Below are 23665 nucleotides of genomic sequence, written 5' to 3'. Positions count from 1 at the left end.
TCAAGTTCTAATTGTAGACCGAACTGGCGCAAATTACAAATCAGAGTCTATTTTGGAGATCTAAAAATACCTTGACTCACCAAATTGGCTCTGTTAGTTGAACCGGCGGATAGGCGTATCATCAGCAGGTATCCCCTAAAATCAGGCCAGATGTGGGAAAATCACACAGTTTGCCGGCCTTTTATCTTTTGGCGTTTATGTGATTAAATGAGTCCTTTTGATGTATTCATAATACTTATAATGGGTTATAGTATTGTTCGCGGCCTGTTTAGGGGCCTGGTCAAAGAAGTGTCCTCCATTATCGGCGTTCTGGGCGGGTTTTATGCCGCATATTCCTATTTTCCGATGGTGGCCAAATTGCTCTCCGGTATCATTCAAGAGGAATCATATCTTAACATATTGAGTTTTATGATTATTTTTTGCGGAATCCTTTTGCTTATCAGCATCCTGGGGGTTGTCATCAAGTATCTGTTGAATATTGCCTTTTTAGGGTGGATCGATCGTATCTGTGGTGTCGGGTTTGGGTTAATCAAGGGTGTTTTAATTATAACGGTTATATTTATCATTCTCACCACTTTTCTCTCCAAAGGCACACCGTTAATCAAAAAATCGATCCTTGCGCCGCATGTCATCTGGATATCCGAGCAGATGGTGGGTCTTGTTTCCGATGATATGAAGAACGATTTTTTTGCTAAACTCGACGAATTTAAAAAAGCGTGGAAAATTCAAAAATAAAATCAGCCAAGGATTCGGTCAATGCTCTGGTTGCCCTGGTCGAATCTTTGCGGGCTGAGGACGGATGTCCTTGGGATCGAAAACAGACGCCCAAAAGCATGCTCGTTTATCTAATAGAAGAGATCTACGAACTTGCAGACGCCATCGAGTCCGATGATGCAGCAGCGGTCAGAGAGGAGCTGGGGGATGTGTTATTTCATATTGTCTTTGTAACGCGTTTGTATCAGGAAAAGAATGACTTTACTATTGATGACGTTGCCCGTGATATTACCGCTAAAATGATCAGGCGCCACCCCCATGTTTTCGGCGCCGCTAAAGTTGAGAATACCGAACAAATCCGGCAAAATTGGTATGCCATAAAACAAAACGAAAAAAAACAGTCCCTAAAATCGGCTATTGTCGATTCGGTCCCTAGAAACATGCCAGCATTGATGCGTGCCTACCAAATCGGCCAGCGAGCGGCCCGCCAAGGTTTTTATCACACGAATCGTGATCATCTCATGAGCGAGCTGGAATCGGGCTTCAATCAATTAAGACAGGCCATTGAAATCAACGATACAAACCGCCTTGCAGAAGTTATCGGAAGCTATTTGTTGTCGCTGGTGAATTTGGCGCGTCTTTTAAATATTCACCCTGAAACTGCCCTGTCCGCAGCAGTAAAGACGTTTGAAAAACACTTGCAAGAAATGATTGAGGCGGATTCAAGGACTTAAGATGATTGCCATTATAGATTATGATGCCGGTAATTTGGCCAGTGTGCAGCGCGCAGTTTCACACCTCGGCGTTGACTGTGTCATTACCAAAGAAGAGGCAGAGATTAAAGCTGCCGAGCGGATCATTTTTCCGGGAGTTGGTGCTGCTGGTGCCGCCATGCAAAGTTTGCAAAATTATAGCCTGGATCGTGTCATCAAAGAAGAACTGGCTAACGGAAAACCGGTGCTGGGTATTTGTATTGGTTCGCAGATTATTTTAACCCACAGCGAAGAAAATGACACGCCTTGTCTGGGAATCATTGATGGGACGGTGCGCAGCTTTGCGCCTGATGTTCGAACGGCGGATGGTCAAAAGCTGAAAATCCCGCACATGGGATGGAACGGACTGGATATTAAACAGCCCCATCCGCTGTTATCCGGTGTCAGCGCTGATGATGAATTTTATTTTGTGCACAGTTATTACCCACAGCCGCAGAATCCGGACTGCGTGTACGCCGTGACCGAATATGGGGTTTCCTTTGCCTCTATTATTGGGCTGAACAATTTATTTGCGACCCAATTTCATCTTGAAAAAAGCGGCCCAGCGGGGCTGAAGATTTTGGATAACTTCTGTACGTGGAAACCATAATGCGCCCTATGAGAAGATCATTATAAGAGCTGAAGCGGTCATATAATTTTCTTCCTTGCGCTACGATCCTAAAATTGCCTGTGGTCCGATATTTGGGATTAGAACAAATACCAAAGGCTTGCATGCCAAATATCCCAAATATCAGACCACGACCACCTTTAATGGCAGTTTGTCAGCGTAGCGCATTTCAGAAAACAATATGACCTTACCGCCCTTATGCGACGAGACGAATCTGAAACACGCTAATTTAATCTAAAGGATATTAAGGTGCTAAGTAAGCGAATCATACCGTGCTTGGACGTCCGGGAAGGCAAAACCACCAAGGGCATCAAGTTTAAAGATAATGTCGATATAGGCGATCCGGTTGATATGGCCCGACTCTATTATGAAGCCGGCGCCGATGAGATCGTCTTCTATGATATCACGGCATCATACGAAAAACGCAATATTATGCTGGACGTGGTCCGCCAGGTGGCCGAGACCATATTTATCCCTTTCTCTGTGGGCGGCGGCATTCGAACCGTGTCGGATATGCGCAATGTCCTTTTGGCAGGTGCCGAAAAAGTTAGCGTCAACAGTGCGGCTGTCAAAAATCCGGATATTATTGCCCAAGGGGCCAAAGCATTCGGCAACCAATGCATTGTTCTCGGTATGGATGCAAAATATGTTGGGGCGAGCAAAGAAACACCCTCGGGCTATGAAATCTATATCAATGGCGGCAGAACACCCATGAAATTGGATGCGTTAAACTGGGCAATTGAGGCCCAAAAGCTCGGGGCAGGGGAGATCTGCCTCAATTCAATTGATGCCGACGGCACCAAGGCTGGTTACGAACTCAATTTGACCCAACTGATTTCTGATAAGGTAAATATCCCGGTCATCGCCTCCGGGGGCGCCGGCACACCGGAACACTTGCGGGATGTCCTTACCCTTGCAAGGGCCGATGCTGCCCTGATTGCTTCTATGGTCCACTATGGAACTTATACGATTAAAGAAATTAAGTCTTTTTTGATAAACAGCGGCGTGAAGATTCGCAAGACCTGGTAGGGTAGCGCTGGCATCAGCAGGATATAAATATCCCCTTCGATGGGGCATACGGGAATCCCACACCCGTTGCACCATCGCGGTCGGGTATCACTTGAGGTTTTGCAGCGGGCTTAACATCTATTGCCCGTGCGCATTAGGGCCCAAACAGCGGCGTTAGGCCATTTCGTTCGACAGCACATAGCCGGGGGGTATCTTGCGCACAATCTCCCCGTCTTCGTTATACTCCTCAACGACTATATGGCCGTCTTCAAGAGAGTTCTTTCTTTGTGTCTGCTCTTCCTGTTTTAAGTTTTGTTCGGATTTCGCGTTGTTTTCTGTTTTTTCAACGGGTCTTTTCTTACGGATTTCAGCACTCTTTTTAACAGCGAGTTCCTGATCTTGCATCTCGCTGTCATAGTTTGCGCGCACCGAATGTTGCATGGCGGCGTCTCCAATAGCATCTAGCATGGTGTCCTCCTTTTGTTTATCATGAGCCCTTCTGACTCACATGCAATTGCTGCTATCTTAGCTGGCAGCATCCTTTTCAACCGCGTCTTGCTCAAATTGCTCGACTTTGTTGATCAGAAAGTTTGTATCTTTTACGGATAGCGCGGTTGTTGTTTTCTGATTTAAATCATCAATCACATTAAAAACAAACGCTGTTTCCTTTTTGCTATCAGATTCGATTGCCTTTTGTTCACTTCCCCCGCCTGGCGTCTGCTCATCGTCTTCAACCTGACCCTTGGCACCGTAATCGGAAATTTTCGTCAAAATATCCTTGGCGACTTTTTCGATCGTGGCGCGTCGCTTGCCTTCGGTCGACAGGTGGATCTTATCGGACAGTTGGCGTTTGTTTCCCGTTACTTGCTTTTGTGTGCTCCTGTCCTGACTGAGCTGTTTGCTGTACGTGTTTAAGACATTATGAATCTGATAACTGGATACAAACATATAACACTATCCCCCAGTCTTTTTTATCGGTTTATCCTTGCTAAACTTTAGGGAAAAATGACCTTCGGTGGGCAGGCATACTTATAACTAATTGAAAATATTTATAATATAAATTCTTGTGAAATGGCGCCGAAAGGCTCGAATTTTGGATAGAAAACAAACAGTTGGCTGAAATCCAGCCATAGGTGGTGCGCACAGCAGGGCGGGATAAACACTAACATATCATTTAAATTTGAAACATTGCGCGCTAGTCATCAAAATCGCCGGACGGGCCTTTATCGCTGTCAATTTTAGCCGCCCTTTCTGTGATCAACTCGGGCGTCCATTGCTGGGGATCTTCAATACGTTGCACCTTCGGGGCACTGGTGTAAGACCCGGTATCTAGCACCGCCTCAATGGCTAGTGATGCTGTATTTTCGGCGTTGAAGACATCGACGATCATATGGTAGGCAAAATCCTCGACTCTCTTTATCATGCGTTCACGCACGGCCTGTGGCTGGCTGAGCAGCCTATTTTCAAAAGGCAGATTTAGTTTCTTAAAATTGCCGCCTTTGTATCCCTGAGCCTCGGCGTAGGCCTGCATTTCAGACCACATTGATTCGGTCACCCCGGCGTCTGTTACTTTCTTAAAATTGCCCTCGTCATCCAGGATGGCATTGCCATAATCATTGACCTCCAGACCCCAGGATATCATCTGCAGGGCAGTTGCCACGTTGGCCTTTGTGGTTTGTGTGCTGTTTGCAATTTGTCGCAATCTATCTGAATTATTGCCCGAGGTTCCGTGTTGTGCCCCGGAAATACGATAGGCGCTTAATGCTTGATGAATGCGTGCGGTTAACTCCACCTGTATGCCCTGGCCGCTGGCTTCGATGCCATGGGTCGTGCCGTTGTTTAGAGCGATCCAGTCGGGAAAGATGTCATGGGCGTTTAACCCTTGGATCAAAAATAAGGCTTCCTCGACGGTAGAAAGGCCTTCTTTGCCTTTTATTTCACCAACTTCGGTTTCGAGGCCGGCCCACACAGGAACATACTGATTGAGCGCGATGCTGGCCAATAGATTTTTATCATCCGCCATATGGGAAGCATCGATGGCAATCGAGGTAATGCCGGCTTCGAAAAGGGTGGGGATCTCTATTTTGGCTGCAGCGATGTCTTCGTCGTTTTTTATGCCATAATGATCCGCATGGATAGCTACCGGTATTCGAATTGCCAACTCATTGCAGGCGGCATCTACAATTCGTGCTATATTCCAATAATTAACAGCGCAATAGGCAGCGGCTCCACCTTCAGATTTGGCAATTTCGATAATCAGGGCTGCATTGGCTTTCTGGGCAGCTTGCAGGGCGCCGCGGATCACAAAGCTGTTTCTGCCATTGGCTGCCATGGCAATGGCTTTACCTTTGGCCAGCATGGCTTTGTCGATAAATTTTCCGCTGATTATCAAAGCCTTTGAATTTGGGAAAAGCCTTTCAATATTCGGCGGCCGACCCACCTTAAGCGCCTCATCAAACGTTTGCGACGTCATGGCATTCTCCTGCCGTTGATGGTTTATCTTGCTTGTCGATTGACTCTGGTTTCTTTATTTTGGCAATGAAATTTAAATTGTCAAGCATGGTGCTGGTGAGTTTTAAAATATAAACAATAATAGTATGTTAAATAAGTTTCAGGTCTATGGTCAGATGGGTGTGCTTACGGAATATCTTAAGAAGGAAGGTATTGCACCATCGGATATCGTCAGGCATAGAGATCGATCAAGCGCCCTAACTGATAATCGTCGGCGTATTGCAAAAATTGGTTGCTTGTGTATCGGTTGCCGCTGTGGTCACCAGGGGTCATTTTATCCAATGGCGCTTGTTCGTAGCTGTAATGACGCCGAACAGCATCTTCTCTCATGAGAACCGTATTTCCTGGCGGTGCTGGCCGCACCGGATAATGACGTTGGTCTGAGACGATTATATTGGCATCGGATGTAATGACCATCAGTTTTCCACTTACCGGTTAAGGGTAATCCCAGCTATCCATATTGGTAAATCTCGTAAACCGACGCCTCTCCAACCCTGGCATCGATTTCACTTTGGATTTCGATTCTCTCACGGGAGACCACATATTCCCGCCAGTTATCAATTGATTGCCATGTGCTGATGACCAGAAATTCTTCGGGATTATCCAAGCTCCTTAAGGTTTCGCCGGATATATACCCAAATTGGTTGGTCGCCAAATTTCGTAAGCGCCTGAAAAGAGGCAACAAAACATTTGTCTGGTCTTCAGGAATGTTACGTTTGATGAATATTTTAACGGCCATAAAATATTCCTTCAATTTTATGTATGGCGCGGTAGCCAAGAATAAAGATAAATGGGGGGTACTGTCAAGAAAAAAAAGGCTTAAATACCCAATAATATTTTTCATTCCGCCTGAATTAAAGAAAAGGTTGGAAAGGTTTTGAGCACAGTTGAAGACTTCAAGGTAACGCGGAATAACTTTCCGGTAATGCAGAATGGGCGGCAAACAGAGATGAATCGCCTTTTATAGACTTACGCTAAAGAATTTTTTGATATCGGTTTATTCGCAACCGCCTGCAAACGTTCGAGCAGACTGCGCGCACCAATGACACGTGGCGGTTGAATTTTGGATGGTTATTGGTTTTATTCTTCTTTTTTCTGATTTATTTCCATGATGCGCTGATTGTATTCATCAACCCCGGTTTCGTAGGCCTTGCCTTTTTCAACATAGGCTTTAACACGCGCATTCAGCGCCTCGGTTTTTTTGTTATATTCAATAATTTCTTCGCGGGTTTTGGCCTTTTCTTTTTCTTTTTCAAGCTTTGCCTGCTCTTCTTTTAAAGTCTCGTATTCTTGATCGATTTCAGTTTTCATCTGCTCCAGTCGGGCTTTGACATCATCGAGGTTTTCAGGTTCATCCTCAGATAAATTCGGGAAATTGGCTTGCTGCTCGGCAGGTTCGACTTCTTCGGGTTCAGCCTGATTTTCCAGAGCTTCTTTTTGCTCAGGAACTTCTTTGCTCTGTGATTCTACATAACTGCGAATTTTGTTACGTTGCGCTTCAGGAACCTCATTAATATCATCGGTAAAGCGGACATTGCCATTTTCGTCTTCATATTTGTAAAATTCAGCGGAGGCATTGAACGAAAACAGTAAAAAAATTATTAATATCATATATTTGATGATTTTCATGTTATCATTCTCCCTAGCGGTGTAGCATATTATTGGTTGTCGGTTTATAATAAAAATTTATCATATGCGGCTTTTGATTGCAAATTACACGATGAGGGGTCGATGCCTGGCATCCATAATTTACCCTGCCATCGGGTAGTAAATTTCGTCTGGCACCGCAACAATAAACCCGAGTATTTTGACACTTATATGTTAAATTTCGACCAAAAAAGAATATACTTTAAAAAATCAGTTTACTTTTTTCACTGTTTAAGTGCATAACCAGTTCCAGAAAGGTCTCGCCATGCTCAATGAAAAGGAAAAATTGGACGCCCTGGCAAACCTGGGTATCGAACTTAGCCGTGTACAGGACCTGGATATCGTCATGGAGCATATCCTGACCGAAGCCCGCCGTTTCGTCAATGCGGATGCGGGTTCCATTTATATCCGTGAAAAGGATATGCTTCATTTTACTTACACCCAAAACAATACTTTGCAGCAACGGCTATCTGATGGAGAGAAACTCATCTACTCGACGTTCCACATGCCCATCAACAAGGAAAGCATAGCCGGCTATGTGGCGGCAACAGGTAAACCTCTCAACTTAAAAGACGTTTATTCTTTGGATCCGAGTCGCCCGTATCATTTCAGCAAGGAATTTGATAAAAAAACACAGTACCAAACCCAATCGGTGCTGACGATACCCCTGAAAAACCACCATGACGATGTGATTGGTATCCTGCAGATTATCAATGCCGAGGATGCATCCCAAAATGTCATCACTTTCTCACAAAATGACGAACGCATGATGCTGCACTTTGCCAGCATTGCAGCGGTTGCATTGGAACGTGCGCAAATGACCCGGGCCATTTTGTTGCGCATGATCCTCATGGCGGAAATGCGGGATCCCAAAGAGACCGGCGCGCATGTCAATCGCGTTGGCGGATATGCCGTCGAGCTTTACGAGCGCTGGGCCAAAAGGCGAAATTTGAACCAAAGAGAAATTGATCGCTGCCGGGATATTCTCAGAATGGCCGCTATGCTGCATGATGTCGGAAAAATTGCCATTTCAGATCTGATTTTAAAAAAACCCGGTCGCTTAGACGAAGCGGAATTTACAAAGATGAAACAGCATACCGTCTTGGGTGCCCGTCTATTTTCAGAGCGCCAGTCAGACTTTGATGAAGCGGCGGCTGCGGTGGCCCTGAACCATCATGAACGCTGGGACGGCAATGGTTATCCCGGACATGTGGATGTTGAAACCAGCAAAGCCCAAAAAGGCCATGCACACCCAGACGGTCGACCAATGGGCAAACAAGGCGAACAGATTCCGTTGTACGGCAGGATTGTCGCTTTGGCCGATGTTTACGATGCGTTGTCATCAGCACGCGTTTATAAAGACGCCTGGGACGAATCTAAAGTATTGGAAACGATTCAAAGTGAATCCGGGCGGCATTTTGATCCTGAGCTTGTTGACATTTTTTTTGATAGTCTGGATTTCTTACGTGCGATTCAGCAGCGGTATCAGGATAGTTAGGTTAGCATTGTTAATGCAGCTATAACATAAGAATCATTTCTTTACTTATTACTTGGTTTCAGGTGTCAGCTCCTGCAATCGATCCTGAAACCTGACACCTGACACCTGAAACCCATGAAATTAATCAGTGCGATTTATAAAAGTTTGCCTTTACTTACGACCACAAGGAAACCGAACCGATTTATGAAGACAACCCGTATCATATTTTTGATAATGTTATGCTGGGCGCTGAGTGCCTGCGTCCAGAAACCGCCGGTGTCCACCGAACCGGCTCCGTTGGGTGCTGAAGACCAGCTATTTGTCACAGGCGAGGATTTGTATGCGGCTGAAGACTATGCTGCGGCACTGGAGGCTTACCAGGCCTTTGTGCGCCAGTATCCGCAAAGGCCATTAGCGCCTGCAGCTTTGATGAAAATCGGTAAGATCAATTCGGAATTGGGCAATTATGTTGAGGCGCGCCATGCATATCGGCATTTGATTTCAGAATATCCCCAGAGCCCCTTTACCGCGGATGCCCAGGTCGATATTTTGTTAACTTTTTATCAGCAGGAAGATTATCGGTCGGTGATCGAACAGGCACCCGAGGTTTTATGGAGTGTCGAGTCAAATTCTCACATATTTCGTACCTATGCCCTGGTCGGTGACGCATACATGGCACTGGGTTTACCCATGGAGGCCTTTCAATATTATGGTGAAGCCTCACGTGTAGCAACAGAGTTGGAACAGGATGCCATCGATCAGAAGGTTAAAGCCGCGATTGCTCAGCTGGATGCAGATCAAATTACCCGGCTGCTGGAAAGCGGGGATCGCACAATTCCGCGCGGAGATCTCATGTTTCAGCGGGGTCTGAATTATGCCATGGTTGACCAGTATGATGAAGCACTTGTGGCTTTGGAAGACTTTTTAGGCGAGTTTCCAGCGCACGAAAATGCGCCTCTTGCTGAAGATTTGATTGAACAGATCAAACAAAGTGCATTATTTAACCGATATACACTGGGTTGTCTGCTGCCCCTCAGCGGCCCGTACCAGAAAATAGGTTTCCAAGCCCTAAAGGGTATTGAACTCGCCCTTGACCGTTTTAGCACTCAAGCCAGCGGCCCGCAAATGAATATTATCGTTAAAGATTCCGGCGGCAACCCGGAGCAGACACGCCAGGCAATGCAAGAATTGATTGATGAACAGGTCGCCGCCATAGTCGGTCCGATTATCACTGCTGAGATTGCTGCGGTTGAATCCCAGGCGAATAAAATTCCCATCATGACCTTAACCCAAAAGGATAATGTCACTTCTATTGGGGATTACGTCTTTCGAAACTTTATTACACCGCAAATGCAGGTCAATAATATCATTGATTACACTACATCCACGCTGGGCTTGTACCGATTTGCCATCCTTTATCCGGATGAACCGTATGGTATTGCGTTCATGAATCTGTTTTGGGATGAGTTAATTGCCAGTGGTGGTAGAATTGTTGGGGTCGAATCCTATGACCCCCAGCATACGGATTTTGCCGACCCCATTAAGAAATTGGTGGGCCTCTATTATGATATTCCCGAGGATTTAAGAGAAGCCGCTGAAATGAGGAATGTCGATGGCGTTGATCAACAGGTGCAGGACGCGGCACAAAATCCGGAAAATAGCGAAGATACCAGAAACGAGCAAAATGACGATGAAGAAGAGCCGCAAGCCATTGTTGATTTCGATGCGGTATTTATTCCGGACTACCCCAAAACAGCGGGTCTCATCATCCCACAACTGGCCTTTTATGATGTTAAAGATGTTTATCTTCTCGGCACGAATCTGTGGCATTCCGAAGTCTTGATCAAAATGGCAAACCAGTATGTGCAGGGGGCCATCATGCCAGACGGCTTTTTTGCCGGCAGCGCAGCACCTGTTGTTCAGGATTTTGTCAGCGCTTTTGAAGAGACCTATCAGGAAAAGCCCGGTTTTATCGAAGCGGTGGTTTATGATTCGGCAATGATGTTCTTCGAATTGCTGGCCCAACCCGACATACGTTTCAAAAGTGATCTGAAAAATAAGTTATTTACTATGGCGTCATTTATGGGTGTCACCGGACCGACCCAATTTGATGAAAACGGAGAGGCACAAAAGCAGCTGCACCTTTTACGGATCAAGGGCAGAGAGTTTGTCGAGTTGGTGCGTTGACAACATTTATGACTTGCGATCTTTATCAATACCTTAGGGCCCAAACTGAGCTTAACCCCTTTATACCGCCTTTGATAACATTTGAGTCACGCCGCAATTGAAATCAACAGAAAAGAAATCGCTTAGTTTTTTTGATGTCCAAATCTGGGCCTGGGCTCGAAGTGCCTAAAGTTGCTGTTTCGCTGCGCTCTGCATTCATTTCAATGGCAGCGTTTAATTTTGAGCATTTTAGCTCGATTTAGTTGCTTTAAAGCTTTGGTGGATGTGCACATCAGCAATGCGTTTTGATTATCCGCACCAGTAATGAATGCAGTTGAGGCCCATCAAGAAGCATTTTTGAGCGACCCTTGACCGGTAGCCTCCAATGTGCTGCGCCATAGCGTTCCTCTTGGATTTATCTGTTTGCGTTTGCCGGCCACCGTCTGCATGGGTACATGCACGAAGAAGTTATTCCAATTACCGATTAACAGATTTGTTTTACCCGCCATACCGGCATGTACGGCGTTGCGGCCCAGAAAATTGCAAAACACACGATCGTTGGCATTGGCCGGTAAGCTTCTGATCATATAACTGGGGTCTATATATTTGATCGTGATGCCGGTGTGTTTGGCTTCAAAATAAGAAATGATGGCCTCTTTCAAATACAGACCTATATCTTTCAGTTTGATATTTCCGGAGGCATCGCGCTCGGTCTTTTCATCATCAAAAAATTTCTGCCCGGCACCTTCAGCTGCAACAATGACCGCATGCCCTCTATCTGCCAGCCGCTTTTCTATCGCACTCAATAATCCATTGGGTCCATCCAGATCAAAATCGACTTCAGGAATCAACACAAAATTCACATCCTGCTGCGCCAGTGTTGCTGTAGCTGCAATAAATCCTGAGTGACGGCCCATTAATTTTAAAAGGCCGATACCGTTCGGGTAGCCGGCGGCCTCATTATGGGCGCTTGTGATCGCCCGGGTGGCCACATCGACGGCGGTTTCAAATCCGAACGATCGGGATACCAGGTAGATGTCATTATCAATGGTTTTGGGGACACCGACGACGCTAATTTTCAGATTTCTTTGCTGGATGGCGGCTGCGATGCGGGTTGCGGCCATCAGCGTGCCATCGCCTCCGATCATAAACAAGATACCGACATTCATGCGTTCGAGACAATCCACGATCTCATCGACATCCTGCGGTCCTCGCGAGGATCCCAGAACCGAACCGCCCCTTTCATGAATATTGCTGACCTCGTCCGGTGTCAGGTCGATGACATTATGTCCGTATTTCGGGACAAATCCCTGAAGGCCGTAGCGAATACCATATATGCAGCGGACACCATAGCCCCAATGAAGTTCCAATACGATGGAGCGAATAATATCATTTAAACCGGGACACAATCCGCCGCAGGTCACCAGCGCACAGCGCAGTTTGCTCGGATCAAAGAAAATATTACTCCTGGGACCGGCCCTTTCAAAGCTAGCGGGTGTTTGACCATTTTGAACCTGTTGCATCAAGCTGTGGGCATCGACATCAATCAGCACAAGCTCATCATCTGTAACAAATGAGATATTGTTGCTGCCACCTTTGGCGCGATTTTGACCGGGTGATGGTATTTTGGTCTCGCCCAGTTTCGGTATATCAGTCCCTATGGGTGTTGATTCCATGATCACCTCTTGTGAAGATGTGGTTTCGATAAATCGATCAAACCGGCAACTATTGCCGGCAAGTGCGTCTGTTTTTAAGCCTTAACAGTTGCCAAAAAGCCAAGTGCCTTGTGTAGCCGCGTTTTTGCAGGCCCCGATACGGTATTTCTCTGATTGAAAACAAACCCCCAAAAGCCGGTTATATTAGGAAAAAAACCGATTGGTGCCAAAATAATGGCGTTTATTGCAAAGTCAATGCGATCCCAATGCCATGCCTATTCGGTATTGGCGGTGGGGTTAAACATTCACCGCAAGCGCTGAAAGGTCTGCAAGAACGGCGATTGACGACCCTTTTTACGATATAGCATTATTTTTTAAATTTTTATTGACAAGCAACCCGCCGCCCATTATAGTCCCCCTTTTTTGTGCTGCTTTAATCTGGCATAGATCTTGCTCAAGTTTAGCTACTTATATTTTTCACGATGACCTAGCGCTGGAAGGGGGTGATTCCAATGGATTGCGCAACAATAAAAAAAGGTACGGAGTGTGCTTTTATGACGTCCAAAGGCTGCTCCTACAATGGCGGCATCTGCCATCAGACCGTCGAACAATGCAACGGCTGTAAACGGGGTACCGAGCTTTCCAGTGGCTGGTACTGCAGCGCCTGCCCAGATCCTTCCGTTAAATGGAAAAACGGCGATTGCAACCTGGCCACCCACGTAACCGTTGAATCCAACAAAGCCAAAGCAAAAATTAACCCGCTTAAAGCATCAAAACGCAGAAGCCGATAAGCGATTCGATTGGTTACCATAAAAACCCCGTCCCCGTTTAGGGCGGGGTTTTTGTTTTGCGATCACGCTTTTTCTGGCATTTGTCTGCCGATGCGCCAGTAATTTCCTCCCAAAACCGCAAAGCCCACAACTAAAACCATCGATTCAAAAGCTGGTGGCTTCAGGATGTTAATTCATCTCATTTGCGGGTTTTTTCAAGGCTGACCAACTGAATACAAATTGCCACCAGCTCCATGGCAGCCTGAATATCTTCTAATGGCGGAAATGTAGGTGCGATACGTATATTACGATCCTGGGGATCCTTTTTGTACGGATAGGTCGAGCCGGCGGGTGTTAGTTTGACACCGGCATCGGCGGCCTTTTGTATGACCGCAGCCGCACAGCCGTCAAGGGTGTCAATGCTCACAAAATATCCCCCTTGCGGTCGGCTCCAGCGCGCGATTTGTTTTCCGTCCAACTCAGTTGCAAGCACCTTCTGGACAGCTTCAAACCTGGGTGTTAATATCGCGGCATGTTTTTGCATGTGCGCCAGTATACCGGCCATATTTTTAAAAAAAAGAACATGGCGAAGCTGATTAAGTTTGTCCGGGCCGATGGTCTGAAAAGCCATCTGGTTTTTTACCCAATCCAGATTCGTTTCACTGCCTGCCATAATTGCCAGACCGGCGCCAGCAAAAGAGATTTTTGAAGTTGAGGCAAACATAAAGACACGGTCCGGATTGCCGGCTTGTTTGCAGGCAGATAGGATATTTTTCAAGGGCGCCGGCTGATCGACGAGGTGGTGAACGGCGTAGGCGTTGTCCCAAAATATGCGAAAATCTGAAGCACTGGTTTTCATTTGGGCCAGACGCTCTACCGTATCATCGGAATAAACGATACCCGTCGGGTTGCTGTACTTGGGGACGCACCATATTCCTTTGATCCGGTCATCCTGGGCGACAAATTCTTCAATATCATCCATCGCCGGCCCGCTGTCTGTCATCTGAATCGGAATCATTTCGATCCCTAAGTATTCGCAGATAAAAAAATGGCGATCATATCCCGGGCTGGGACACAGAAATTTTATTTTTGGCAGCTGCGACCAGGGCGGCGCTTCGTCGGTCACCCCTTTGATCATGGCCCGTAGGATCGTATCATGCATCAAATTGAGACTTGAATTGCCGCCAATCAGCAATTCCTGCGGCTTAACTTCCATATATTCGGAAAATAGCGCTTTGGCCGCGGGAATGCCATCGAGTCCGCCATAGTTGCGGCAATCCAGGCCATCTTCAGTCCGAAATGTTTTGCCTGCATCGCCTTTTATCATGTCCAATGCCAGGTCCAGCTGTTCGGGACACGGCTTTCCGCGCGTCATGTCCAGAGCCATCTGGCGGGATTTAAAGTCCTGATAACGCTGTTCCAACGCTTCTTTTACTCGCCCACGTTCTTGATTACTTAGTTGTGTAAAGTCCGTCATTTGCCAGATTCCTTTTGTCCGCTGTTAATGATCAAAACACCTGACCTTCAAATCGTCAGCCGCCTCTATAACATCGTATTTCGGCAGCATCAACCCTCGTATGGAGTTGGCAACAAAATTCTTTATTTACATAGGTTGAGCCTGTTAGCCCGTTTGCCCGTTTGCCGGTGGAAACCAATTGGCTTTTTGCTTGTGGAACGGGCGCAATCCGCCTACAGCGGACTCAACGGGCTCAACCAGCGAATTAATGGCCCTGATCTGTGGTTTAGATGGCTGTTTAATAGATCACTCTCATTAGTGTAAGCCCTCGAGCTGGCGCCGTCGCACCGGCTTGTGAGCGATCCTTTGTATCCAGGATCTGTTTAAAATCGGAAGGTGTTATTTTTTCCAGCCCCACATCGACCAAAGTGCCCACCAAGTTGCGAACCATATAGCGTAAAAACCCCTCGGCCTCGATGGCAAAGATTAATATCTCGTCTTGATGCTCGATGAGTTCAGCTGAGAAGACGTTGCGGGTGGTATCTTTTCGGGGACTGCCGGTGCCCTCAAATGCTTTAAAATCATGGCGACCGACAATGTGATCTATGGCGGCTCGCATTGCTTGGCGGTTTAAAGCTTTGCGAATGAACCATGCATACTGGCGCCCGATGGCCGCTGGAACGGATCGGTTTAAAATTCTGTAATGATAGATTTTGCTTTGGACATCATAGCGGGCGTGAAAGTCCGCACCAACCAATGTGCAATCCGTGATAATAATATCATTTGGCAATAAGCTGTTTAGCCCGCTGAGGAATGTTTCGGGGCCCAAATGCGTATCGCATTTAAAATTGGCCACCTGTCCTAAAGCATGCACGCCGGCATCGGTGCGCCCGGAGCCCACTAATGCCACATTGGCGGAGGTCATCTTTTTCAGGACTTTTTCAATTTCGTCCTGGATACTGCGATCATTTTTCTGACGCTGCCAGCCATGATAACGGCCGCCGTCGTATTCGATCGTTAATTTAAAATTTTTGGTCATTCTCAGCCATTTGGGCGCGTGCATGTCTGATCAGACGAGCAACGCCAGTGATAAAGAAAAAAACGACAATAGGGTCGACAAAGCGATGGTCGCAGATGCCAGTTGTGTATCGCTGTTCAGCTGTGCGGATAAAATGTAAAGCGCCGTTGATGTCGGTAATGCAAAATAGATCATGCCGACCTTATATGAGATGCCACCCGTGTCAAAGGCATTTAGAAAAAGATATCCGATCAGTGGCAAAATGACTAATTTGAACACACAGGCCACCATGGACAATCTGAAATGCGTTTTGATGCCGCTGAGGGTTAATGCGCCCCCAATTGAAAGCAGCGCCAGGGGCAGGGTAACAAAAGAGGCCAGTCGGAAGGTGTTGTCGACAAAGATCGGAAAGCCGCCGATCCATTTCCAATAGGCGATGCCGGCAAGGCAGGCAATGATCAAGGGATTGGTCAATAAAGCTTTTGCGGTCAGCGACGCCCGCCTTTTCAGCGATACGCTATTTTTGTCAAACCAGGATAGGGTGCTGACGGCCAGAATGTTAATCAGCGGGATGACAAGTCCGATTAAAATACTAAACTGCCGGGCGCCATCTTCTCCCAGAGCACTGAGGACCACTGCCATTCCGATATAGGTGTTGAAGCGATAACAGCTCTGGGAAAAAGAGCCGGCCTGAAAGGCACCGACTTTAAAGATTCTGATATATAGGCTGCTCAGAACATAAACACTGACCACCGCACAAACCGCCGCTTTGTAGAGTCCAGGATCGCCGATGTGGTCCGATGCAGCGGCGCCAATTTTCCAAAACAGCAATACCGGGAAAAAAATGAAGTAAATGAGTTTGTCGGCCGTCTCTAAAAATGCATCATTGGTAATGCCCGCGCGTTTGAGCAGATGCCCGGACAACAAAAGTGCAAATACCGGAAAAAGATTATTGACCACCATCCGTCTTATAACCTGTCGCAGGGCAAATTGCCGAGAGCCGATTCAAGTTCTTCATCCAGGGAATCGGAGAAAAATTTGACCGGAAAGCGCCGACTGCAGCCCCTGCAGCGCAAATAAACGTACGGTCAAGCCCTTTCAATGATAAGCTCGTTTGCACAATGCGGGCAATCAGCCAGGTGTTTTTCGGTCATCCGTTTTCGGTCCTTTAAAGCACAGCGAAACATCCAGGATGCGCTGTGTGTTCACCTTAGGGTTTGGGTGGTTATGTCTGCAAAGTAGCGAAAAGGGACCTTACTGTCAAATGCCATCCCGGAGTATGGCATCACCGAAGCACGTTGATAACCCTGTAGACAGCTGTTTTATTTTCTTATATTATAGGCGTTGCATCGAGCCACATCATTCATTGCCAATCAGTGAGGAGCATATGTGCCAGGGATTCAAATTTGCGGGAGTTACTTCAGGATTAAAGAAAAAGGGTCAGAAAGATCTTGGGCTGATTGTTTGTGAAAGACCGGCTACCGTTGCCGGCGTATTTACGCGCAATCAAGTGAAAGCCGCTCCGGTTCTTCTGGATATGGAACGCACAGCATCAGGCGTTTGTCAGGCAGTGATCGTCAACAGCGGAAACGCCAATTGTTGTACGGGGGAAAAAGGAATGCGTGATGCCCTCGCCATGGGCCAGTGGACGGCCAATAGGTTAAATATCGCAGAAGAGAAGGTCTTGGTGGCCTCCACGGGAGTTATCGGAGAACCCTTGGCCGTCGACCGGATTCAACAGGCGGTCCCCGATCTGGTTAAAGCGCTTGATCCGGCTGGTATTTCCGATTTTGCCGAAGCCATCATGACCACCGATACCGTTCCCAAAATCGTCAGCCAGACAGGACAGATAGAAGGGGTAACCTTTACAGTGACCGGTGTTGCCAAAGGGGCAGGCATGATTCGCCCGGACATGGCCACCTTGTTATGTTTTGTTATGACCGATGTTGCTGCCGATGCAGCACTTCTCAAAGAGATGCTCGTAGCCGCGACCAATCGGTCTCTGAACTGCATCACAATTGATGGCGATACCAGCACCAATGATACGGCGCTATTGTTGGCCAACGGTCTATGCGGTGCCGAAATAAAACAGGACATCGGAAAGAAAATATTTCAGGGGGTATTGGATAGTGTCTTAATGGCGTTGGGCAAACTGCTGGTCAAAGACGGTGAAGGTGCCACTAAACTGGTCGAGGTAGTTGTCAAGGGAGCCCAATCCGATGCCGATGCCCGTCAAGTTGCAGATACGGTCGCACATTCGAATCTGATTAAAACAGCGCTGTTTGGCGAAGATGCCAACTGGGGAAGGATCCTGGGTGCTGTCGGAAGGGCAGGGGTGCCGGTTCAAACGAAAGCGATTGATGTTTTTTTTGCGGATGTATGTATGGTGCAAAACGGTATGGGGTGCGGTCAAAAAGCAGAGGCTCAAGCCAGCGAAGTCCTCAAAAGACCGGAGTTTACAATTACCATTGATTTAAAGGCCGGCAACGGCAAGGCGTCGGTGTTTACCTGCGATTTTTCCATCGACTATGTCAAAATCAACGCTGACTACCGCAGCTAAAAATTGCTTTTAAACCCTCATCTTTCGCCCGAGGGCGGTGTTACAATTGAATTCGAAATTGTCACGTACTAAATGTACGCTCCGCATTCGAATTCAATTGCGCCTTGCCCTCAGGCGAAATCTAACCGTTTAAAAACAATTTTAACTTCGATAATGCCTAAAGTTCAAAAATTTGATATTTTTCAAAGTGTGTGCTGCCAATCAAAAGTTTTAGGAATTCCACGCCTGCCATCGTCCGCCTGAGGCGGACTCAGGCGAGCCGGGCGGGCTTGTGCGGCCTTGCTCAGCGAGAAACTATCTCATTTCTAAATGGAAACCAAAAATTTTCGTCTGATTCAAATATTTTCATTCGCCTTAAGTTATTGATTAAGCTTGAAATTTAATTGGTTGGCGGTACTCTCAGACGAAATCTAACGGTTTAAAGAAATTTTTACCTAATATATATCACTGCGTTTTCTTTTTTTTTGCGTCTTGCTATTTTCACCATGCTGACTGATATGCTGCAATTTCAATATCTGTAAGCTCTGCAGAAAAAAATGGGATATAATGTGAACCATGGCTGAGATACGATTGCAAAAATTTCTTTCCCAAGCGGGCATCTGCTCGCGGCGCAAGGGAGAGGCGTATATTCAGGCCGGCTGGGTAAAGGTCAACGGCAACATCGTCACCGAACTAGGCGTAAAAGTTGACCCGGCCCGAGACCGGATTGAGGTCGATAGCGAGGCCATTCGCGCTGATGCGGCCTCAATCTATATCGCACTGAATAAACCCAAAGGTTATGTCTCTAGCTGCGATCAACCTGACGAAAAAATCGTAATGGACTTATTGGACATATCTGAGAGAGTTTACCCCATCGGAAGGCTGGACAAAGATTCAACCGGGTTGTTACTGCTGACCAATGACGGTCAGCTGCATCACCGTTTATCGCATCCGTCTTTTAAGCACGAAAAGGAGTATATTGTGACGGTCGCCCGGCCGCTGCCTGACGGTGCGCTGCGTAAGCTGGAAAGTGGGTTGCCGATGATGGGCACCCGCACACTTCCGGCCCGTGTTAAGCGTTTTTCGGCCAGACGCTTCGCTATTATTTTGCAGGAAGGCAAAAATAGACAGATTCGACGCATGGTGCGAAAAGTGGGAAATCAGGTCGTCAATTTAAAGCGTATCCGTGTCGCGAACATTGAGCTGGGCAATTTGCCGCCCGGTAAATGGCGACATCTGAACAAAACCGAAAGAGATGACCTGTTAAAGGTGCTGTAGAACAAATTCAGTTCGCTCCTCAATGCTGAGCAGCGGCACATGGATGAGATCGTATCCCAGTGCGCGATAACACTCGGCAATCAGATCACTCAAGCGGCCGGCGGTCTTTTCATCCTCAGAACGGACTGGATCGGTCAGGAAGCTGAGTCGTTCAAAAAGAAAAATTTTTTGGTATCGAACGGCTTGGCTCCTCTGCCAGGGTTCTGTGGGGTCCAGTCCCAACAATTGGTAATAGGCAATACTGTCGGGAATCGCGCGATCAAAAAATATGATGTCATCGGGCGCCAGTTTGCTTTCAAGTTTGACCTTTGTCATCAGAATCTGGCGTTCAAAGGCCCATTCATCAGCCTTTATCTGCTCCAGTGTTTTGCCTTCTGACAATTGCGCATCAATATAGGCCCGCGCAACTTCGTGCACAACCGGGTAGCCCGATTGCGCCAGGCGCTTGATGACTGAAGTTTTACCTGAACAAGGCGCACCAGTGATGACATACCATTGGGTGGTTTGGATGGGAGGCTTCATCAGAAGGCGTTCACATCACCGTTTAACTGCAGGCTTGACCCCTCATAAAAAACAATTCACCTGCGCACAAAAACAAGGCTAAATGGGCAGTCTAGTGTTGATGATTTACAGGATAGGTTGTCGCGGTTGTTGATTATTCGACGTAAACCTTTTGTCCAGGATAAATTTTGGAACTTGGCCAAAGCTCATTTATAGAAAGAAACCGGTTTAAGGCCATATTATGCCGTTTGGCAATTAAAAATGGGCTGTCACCCGATTTAACTTGATAGACCTCCAGGCCCTCAGTCTTGGTCAGTTTCTTTTTGCCATCAAATATAGTTAACCTTTGACCTTTGTGCAGGCTGGTGGACGTCAGTTGATTGAGCTGTTGAATCTTCTTAGTGGTGGTACCATATCTTTTGGCGATGGTCCACAGTGAGTCGCCCTTTTTAACCACATGAACCACACGACGGCCCCTCATCGACGCCATCTTTTTGGGCGGACGATAGTGATAACCGCTGCGCGGTATTTTGAGCAATCGGCCGGCAACGATATAGTTGGACTTTCGTAAATTATTGGCTCGCATAATTTTTCTAACGCTGGTGCGGTATCGCTTGGCGATAAGCGAAAGCGTTTGGCCCGGTCGAACACGATGATAGACGTAGGCACGCTGTGGGGGGCGAGAGACCGGTATGGTATCCAGTTTCGCCAATAGAAATTCACCTTTATAGGTAGGCACTTTAAGGGGGTACTGATCCTCTGGACAGATTTTATAGCGCAATTCTGGATTCAACTGATAGAGTTCGTTTTCGGCCACACCGATCGAACGAGCAACATCCTTGAGGTGTACCTGTTTTGAAATCGTAACCGTTTCATACTGGGGCGGCATGTCCGGATCCGGCAGATTCATACCATACTTTTCCGGTTGATCCAGAATATGAAGGGTGGCCAAAAAGCGGGGCACATAGCGTGCGGTTTCTCGCGGCAGTCTTTCATAAAGATCCCAGAAATTGTCCAGATAGTTGAGATTTTGGCGGCGAATGACGTTTAAAACCCTTCCTTCACCGCAGTTATATGCAGCCAAAACGGTGGTCCAATCACCGAAAATGGCGTGGAGCTCCTTAAGATAATCGATGGCAGCCCGAGTCGATTTTTCCGGATCCATGCGCTCATCGATTAATTTGTCTCTTTTAAGACCGAACTTATAACCGGTAGATGGAATAAATTGCCACAGACCTAATGCCCGGGATCGTGAAAGCGCTTTTACTTTAAAACCGCTTTCAATAAGCGGCAGCCAGGACAGCTCTTCCGGCAGCCCGGCTTCTTTCAATTCGGCTAAGATGTGCTGGCGGTAAAGACCGGAACGCTGATAAGATTGAATAAAATATTGCCTTTCATGGCCGATTGTAAAACGATCAATTTCGGCCTGGACGTGTTTGTTCATGATGCGGGGAATGGCATTGTAGCTGCCGTTTACAACAATATTGCGGGAGGCATATATCTCCAGAATGCGTTTTGATATCATAAAACGCAGGTCTTCTTTTTGCTGGATGAGTTTGGTCTGGTCGGACGGATTGGCTGTAAGAATCAGAGCGTACGCCTGGTCCAGCGCGTCAAGCGCATTTTCCAGTTCGCCGTTTTGCCAGAACTCCTGCGAAAGCTGACACAGTTCAAGCGCTTCGTCCAAAACAGCCACGCTCTTTTTAGCCATAGCCGAAGTTTTGTCTTCGTCCTCGTAGGATCCCAGCTCTTGCTCGTCTAAAACTGAACCGTTGGTTCTTAATGCGCTGACGTTTTGATTGAACCGCGCGCTTCTATCGGACGGGATGGCACTGGATGCTGTTTTTTGATCCTGGCTATCCGGGGACAAAGATGGGTTTTGCATTAAATGACCGCAGCCTAAAGCGAATATCCATAACCAGCATGCAACAAAACGAAAGCCGTTCTTCATCAGTTCAATTCCTATTGTTAGTTTTTTTTGGGTTATACCATCATTTCCTAAGTTAGTAAAACGAAATGCGGAAAACGAATCGATTGATTGATATTCAATATCGTCAATTTTTATAAAAACTTAACTCCTAGGCACGGGACTCTGGGAAATAGATGCCGGATGCAACCGGGGAAATTAGACAACCAACATCAGACTCAGCCTTTTTAAAAACGGAGCGGAAAAAAGCTTGAAAGACCCTAGAATACATCGTAGAATGCTATCTTAAAAGGTCGCCTATAGACGACCTTTTGTAATTTTTATGATATATTAAGATGTTACCAAATTTTTATCGAAATGAACACCCTAAAATGCGATTTTTCAGACTGGATCCCCTCACCTCCACCTTAAGCCATTGGGAGATTAAATCGAATCAAGGGCTTCGTCCTATATGTATGGCTTAAGTTCGCTGATCAAAAATCCGTGATTTAAAGCAAGTAAAAAAAGACAAATTATACCAAAAATAAAAGAAATTAAAAGAAAAATGGGAAAATTATAATTATATTAGCTAATATTTTCTATTAACAGATTATTATTGAATATAAACACGTTTGCTATTTTTATCATAAATCACTAAAAATAACAGTTTTAGTTGCAGGAAATCTTCTCGTCGGATTATTTTCATTTCTATATTATTCTCGATGGTTAAGTTGTTAGGCCAGCGTAGCTCAGCTGGTAGAGCAACTGATTTGTAATCAGTAGGCCGGGGGTTCGAATCCCTTCGCTGGCTCCAGGCACGACCATGGACTTCGAAATTTTTCTGCAACACTGTAACCATGACCGTTTAAAATGTGATTATTCTGGGTGGGGTTCCCGAGTGGTCAAAGGGAACAGACTGTAAATCTGTCGGCGAAGCCTTCGGAGGTTCGAATCCTCCCCCCACCACCAACCTTAGCTGAGTCGTTTGTAGGAGATTTCGGTTTAACTTTAGGGATCGATTCGAACTACATGACTTCCTGCATGAATTTGGTTTCTCTTGTGGGAACAGGTTTAGTCTCCCTATTTGTAATTCAGTTCGTTGTGGGGGATTGCCAAGAAAAGCATTCGGGTAAGCACGCCTTTTTTGACAATCCCGTATGCCGCAGTTCCGCCATTTTGAACATGTGTGTGATAAGCGGCACAAGTGCGTAAGCGGGAGTAGCTCAGTTGGTAGAGCTTCAGCCTTCCAAGCTGGATGTCGCGAGTTCGAATCTCGTCTCCCGCTCCAGACGAAGATTCGGTTGTTTCTAAGCATTTAGCGTTAAGTTGTTGCCCACGTAGCTCAGTCGGTAGAGCGCTTCCTTGGTAAGGAAGAGGTTCACCGGTTCGATTCCGGTCGTGGGCTCCACAAATGCATATGCCATTCTGGGGCGTGTTTGCTTGGGGCGGCCTTTAATGGGTCTGAATATATCTTAATGTCTTATAACTTAACTGTTTCAAAACACCATGGGAGGATGAGAAGATGTCGAAGGAGAAGTTTGAGCGAACCAAGCCGCATGTAAATGTGGGGACCATCGGGCACATTGATCATGGTAAGACAACCCTGACAGCGGCGATCACCAAGCATTTGGGCCAAAAA

At 46.6% G+C, this 23665-nt stretch carries 22 protein-coding genes and 4 tRNA genes; 14 read left to right on the top strand and 12 right to left on the bottom strand.

Features of this window, described 5'->3' with window-relative positions:
• Window positions 1-207 precede the first annotated feature (207 nt).
• The 4 genes from QNJ26_11745 to hisF all read left to right on the top strand — a co-directional run bounded on the left by QNJ26_11745 (window position 208) and on the right by hisF (window position 3123).
• Entirely contained in the window at window positions 208-735 is a 528-nt protein-coding gene (locus QNJ26_11745; GenBank protein MDJ0986206.1) for a CvpA family protein, read from the top strand.
• Window positions 717-1448 (top strand): nucleoside triphosphate pyrophosphohydrolase, encoded by a 732-nt coding sequence (mazG, locus tag QNJ26_11740; protein MDJ0986205.1) that lies wholly within the window; start codon window positions 717-719, stop codon window positions 1446-1448. Before QNJ26_11745 ends, mazG begins: the two co-directional genes overlap by 19 nt.
• Before the next feature lies 1 nt (window position 1449).
• On the top strand, window positions 1450-2076 hold the full coding sequence (gene hisH, locus QNJ26_11735) for an imidazole glycerol phosphate synthase subunit HisH (protein ID MDJ0986204.1): 627 nt from the start codon (window positions 1450-1452) through the stop codon (window positions 2074-2076).
• Between the two features lie 267 nt (window positions 2077-2343).
• Window positions 2344-3123, top strand: coding sequence for an imidazole glycerol phosphate synthase subunit HisF (hisF, locus tag QNJ26_11730; protein ID MDJ0986203.1), 780 nt, complete (start codon window positions 2344-2346; stop codon window positions 3121-3123).
• A 153-nt stretch (window positions 3124-3276) separates the two neighbouring features.
• Here hisF and QNJ26_11725 read toward each other — a convergent pair whose 3' ends face one another.
• The 6 genes from QNJ26_11725 to QNJ26_11700 form a co-directional block, all read right to left on the bottom strand.
• Entirely contained in the window at window positions 3277-3570 is a 294-nt protein-coding gene (locus QNJ26_11725) for a hypothetical protein (protein MDJ0986202.1), read from the bottom strand.
• Window positions 3571-3627: 57 nt separating this feature from the next.
• Window positions 3628-4050: a hypothetical protein gene (locus QNJ26_11720; GenBank protein ID MDJ0986201.1), complete on the bottom strand. Its 423-nt coding sequence runs from the start codon at window positions 4048-4050 to the stop codon at window positions 3628-3630.
• Window positions 4051-4297: 247 nt separating this feature from the next.
• Window positions 4298-5575, bottom strand: coding sequence for a class II fructose-bisphosphate aldolase (locus QNJ26_11715; protein ID MDJ0986200.1), 1278 nt, complete (start codon window positions 5573-5575; stop codon window positions 4298-4300).
• A 209-nt stretch (window positions 5576-5784) separates the two neighbouring features.
• On the bottom strand, window positions 5785-6030 hold the full coding sequence (locus QNJ26_11710; protein MDJ0986199.1) for a hypothetical protein: 246 nt from the start codon (window positions 6028-6030) through the stop codon (window positions 5785-5787).
• 34 nt (window positions 6031-6064) lie between these two features.
• The gene (locus QNJ26_11705; GenBank protein ID MDJ0986198.1) at window positions 6065-6352 is read right to left on the bottom strand and encodes an antibiotic biosynthesis monooxygenase; all 288 of its coding nucleotides are present in this window, start codon (window positions 6350-6352) and stop codon (window positions 6065-6067) included.
• Window positions 6353-6693: 341 nt separating this feature from the next.
• Window positions 6694-7242, bottom strand: a complete 549-nt coding sequence (locus tag QNJ26_11700; protein ID MDJ0986197.1) for a DUF4124 domain-containing protein — start codon at window positions 7240-7242, stop codon at window positions 6694-6696.
• Between the two features lie 283 nt (window positions 7243-7525).
• On the opposite strand from QNJ26_11700, the gene QNJ26_11695 reads away from it, so the two are divergent.
• Window positions 7526-8758, top strand: coding sequence for an HD domain-containing protein (locus tag QNJ26_11695; GenBank protein MDJ0986196.1), 1233 nt, complete (start codon window positions 7526-7528; stop codon window positions 8756-8758).
• A gap of 183 nt (window positions 8759-8941) precedes the next feature.
• Window positions 8942-10924 carry a penicillin-binding protein activator gene (locus QNJ26_11690; GenBank protein MDJ0986195.1) on the top strand — a complete coding sequence of 661 codons (1983 nt, stop codon included), beginning with the start codon at window positions 8942-8944 and terminating at the stop codon, window positions 10922-10924.
• A gap of 323 nt (window positions 10925-11247) precedes the next feature.
• Here QNJ26_11690 and QNJ26_11685 read toward each other — a convergent pair whose 3' ends face one another.
• Window positions 11248-12579: an ATP-dependent 6-phosphofructokinase gene (locus QNJ26_11685; GenBank protein ID MDJ0986194.1), complete on the bottom strand. Its 1332-nt coding sequence runs from the start codon at window positions 12577-12579 to the stop codon at window positions 11248-11250.
• A gap of 491 nt (window positions 12580-13070) precedes the next feature.
• Here QNJ26_11685 and QNJ26_11680 point away from each other — a divergent pair, with 491 nt between their 5' ends.
• Window positions 13071-13349 carry a PxxKW family cysteine-rich protein gene (locus QNJ26_11680; protein ID MDJ0986193.1) on the top strand — a complete coding sequence of 93 codons (279 nt, stop codon included), beginning with the start codon at window positions 13071-13073 and terminating at the stop codon, window positions 13347-13349.
• A 178-nt stretch (window positions 13350-13527) separates the two neighbouring features.
• On the opposite strand, the gene QNJ26_11675 is transcribed toward QNJ26_11680, so the two are convergent.
• The 3 genes from QNJ26_11675 to QNJ26_11665 form a co-directional block, all read right to left on the bottom strand.
• On the bottom strand, window positions 13528-14805 hold the full coding sequence (locus QNJ26_11675) for an aminotransferase class I/II-fold pyridoxal phosphate-dependent enzyme (GenBank protein ID MDJ0986192.1): 1278 nt from the start codon (window positions 14803-14805) through the stop codon (window positions 13528-13530).
• A 277-nt stretch (window positions 14806-15082) separates the two neighbouring features.
• The gene (truA, locus tag QNJ26_11670; protein ID MDJ0986191.1) at window positions 15083-15823 is read right to left on the bottom strand and encodes a tRNA pseudouridine(38-40) synthase TruA; all 741 of its coding nucleotides are present in this window, start codon (window positions 15821-15823) and stop codon (window positions 15083-15085) included.
• A gap of 30 nt (window positions 15824-15853) precedes the next feature.
• A complete protein-coding gene (locus tag QNJ26_11665; protein MDJ0986190.1) occupies window positions 15854-16765 on the bottom strand; it encodes an AEC family transporter in 912 nt (303 codons plus the stop codon).
• 424 nt (window positions 16766-17189) lie between these two features.
• Here QNJ26_11665 and argJ point away from each other — a divergent pair, with 424 nt between their 5' ends.
• Both argJ and QNJ26_11655 read left to right on the top strand, forming a co-directional pair.
• Complete coding sequence (gene argJ, locus QNJ26_11660) at window positions 17190-18362, top strand: bifunctional glutamate N-acetyltransferase/amino-acid acetyltransferase ArgJ (GenBank protein ID MDJ0986189.1); 1173 nt, start codon at window positions 17190-17192, stop codon at window positions 18360-18362.
• Between the two features lie 555 nt (window positions 18363-18917).
• Window positions 18918-19619 carry a pseudouridine synthase gene (locus QNJ26_11655; protein ID MDJ0986188.1) on the top strand — a complete coding sequence of 234 codons (702 nt, stop codon included), beginning with the start codon at window positions 18918-18920 and terminating at the stop codon, window positions 19617-19619.
• On the opposite strand, the gene QNJ26_11650 is transcribed toward QNJ26_11655, so the two are convergent.
• Both QNJ26_11650 and QNJ26_11645 read right to left on the bottom strand, forming a co-directional pair.
• Window positions 19605-20141 carry an ATP-binding protein gene (locus QNJ26_11650; GenBank protein MDJ0986187.1) on the bottom strand — a complete coding sequence of 179 codons (537 nt, stop codon included), beginning with the start codon at window positions 20139-20141 and terminating at the stop codon, window positions 19605-19607. The genes QNJ26_11655 and QNJ26_11650 overlap by 15 nt on opposite strands.
• Window positions 20142-20274: 133 nt before the next feature.
• The gene (locus QNJ26_11645; protein MDJ0986186.1) at window positions 20275-22071 is read right to left on the bottom strand and encodes a LysM peptidoglycan-binding domain-containing protein; all 1797 of its coding nucleotides are present in this window, start codon (window positions 22069-22071) and stop codon (window positions 20275-20277) included.
• Between the two features lie 693 nt (window positions 22072-22764).
• Here QNJ26_11645 and QNJ26_11640 point away from each other — a divergent pair.
• The 5 genes from QNJ26_11640 to QNJ26_11620 all read left to right on the top strand — a co-directional run.
• A tRNA-Thr gene (locus QNJ26_11640) sits at window positions 22765-22840 on the top strand.
• 70 nt (window positions 22841-22910) lie between these two features.
• Window positions 22911-22995: transfer RNA gene (locus QNJ26_11635), tRNA-Tyr, on the top strand.
• Window positions 22996-23238: 243 nt separating this feature from the next.
• Window positions 23239-23314, top strand: a tRNA-Gly gene (locus tag QNJ26_11630).
• A gap of 43 nt (window positions 23315-23357) precedes the next feature.
• Window positions 23358-23434: transfer RNA gene (locus QNJ26_11625), tRNA-Thr, on the top strand.
• Window positions 23435-23548: 114 nt separating this feature from the next.
• Window positions 23549-23665: GTP-binding protein (locus QNJ26_11620; protein ID MDJ0986185.1), on the top strand; the 117-nt coding region annotated here is incomplete at its 3' end.

The sequence above is a fragment of the Desulfobacterales bacterium genome (assembly GCA_030066985.1).
In the GTDB taxonomy this organism is placed as follows: domain Bacteria; phylum Desulfobacterota; class Desulfobacteria; order Desulfobacterales; family JAHEIW01; genus JAHEIW01.
Note: the sequence above shows the minus strand (reverse complement) of the source record. Positions and strands in the feature narration are given on the sequence as shown.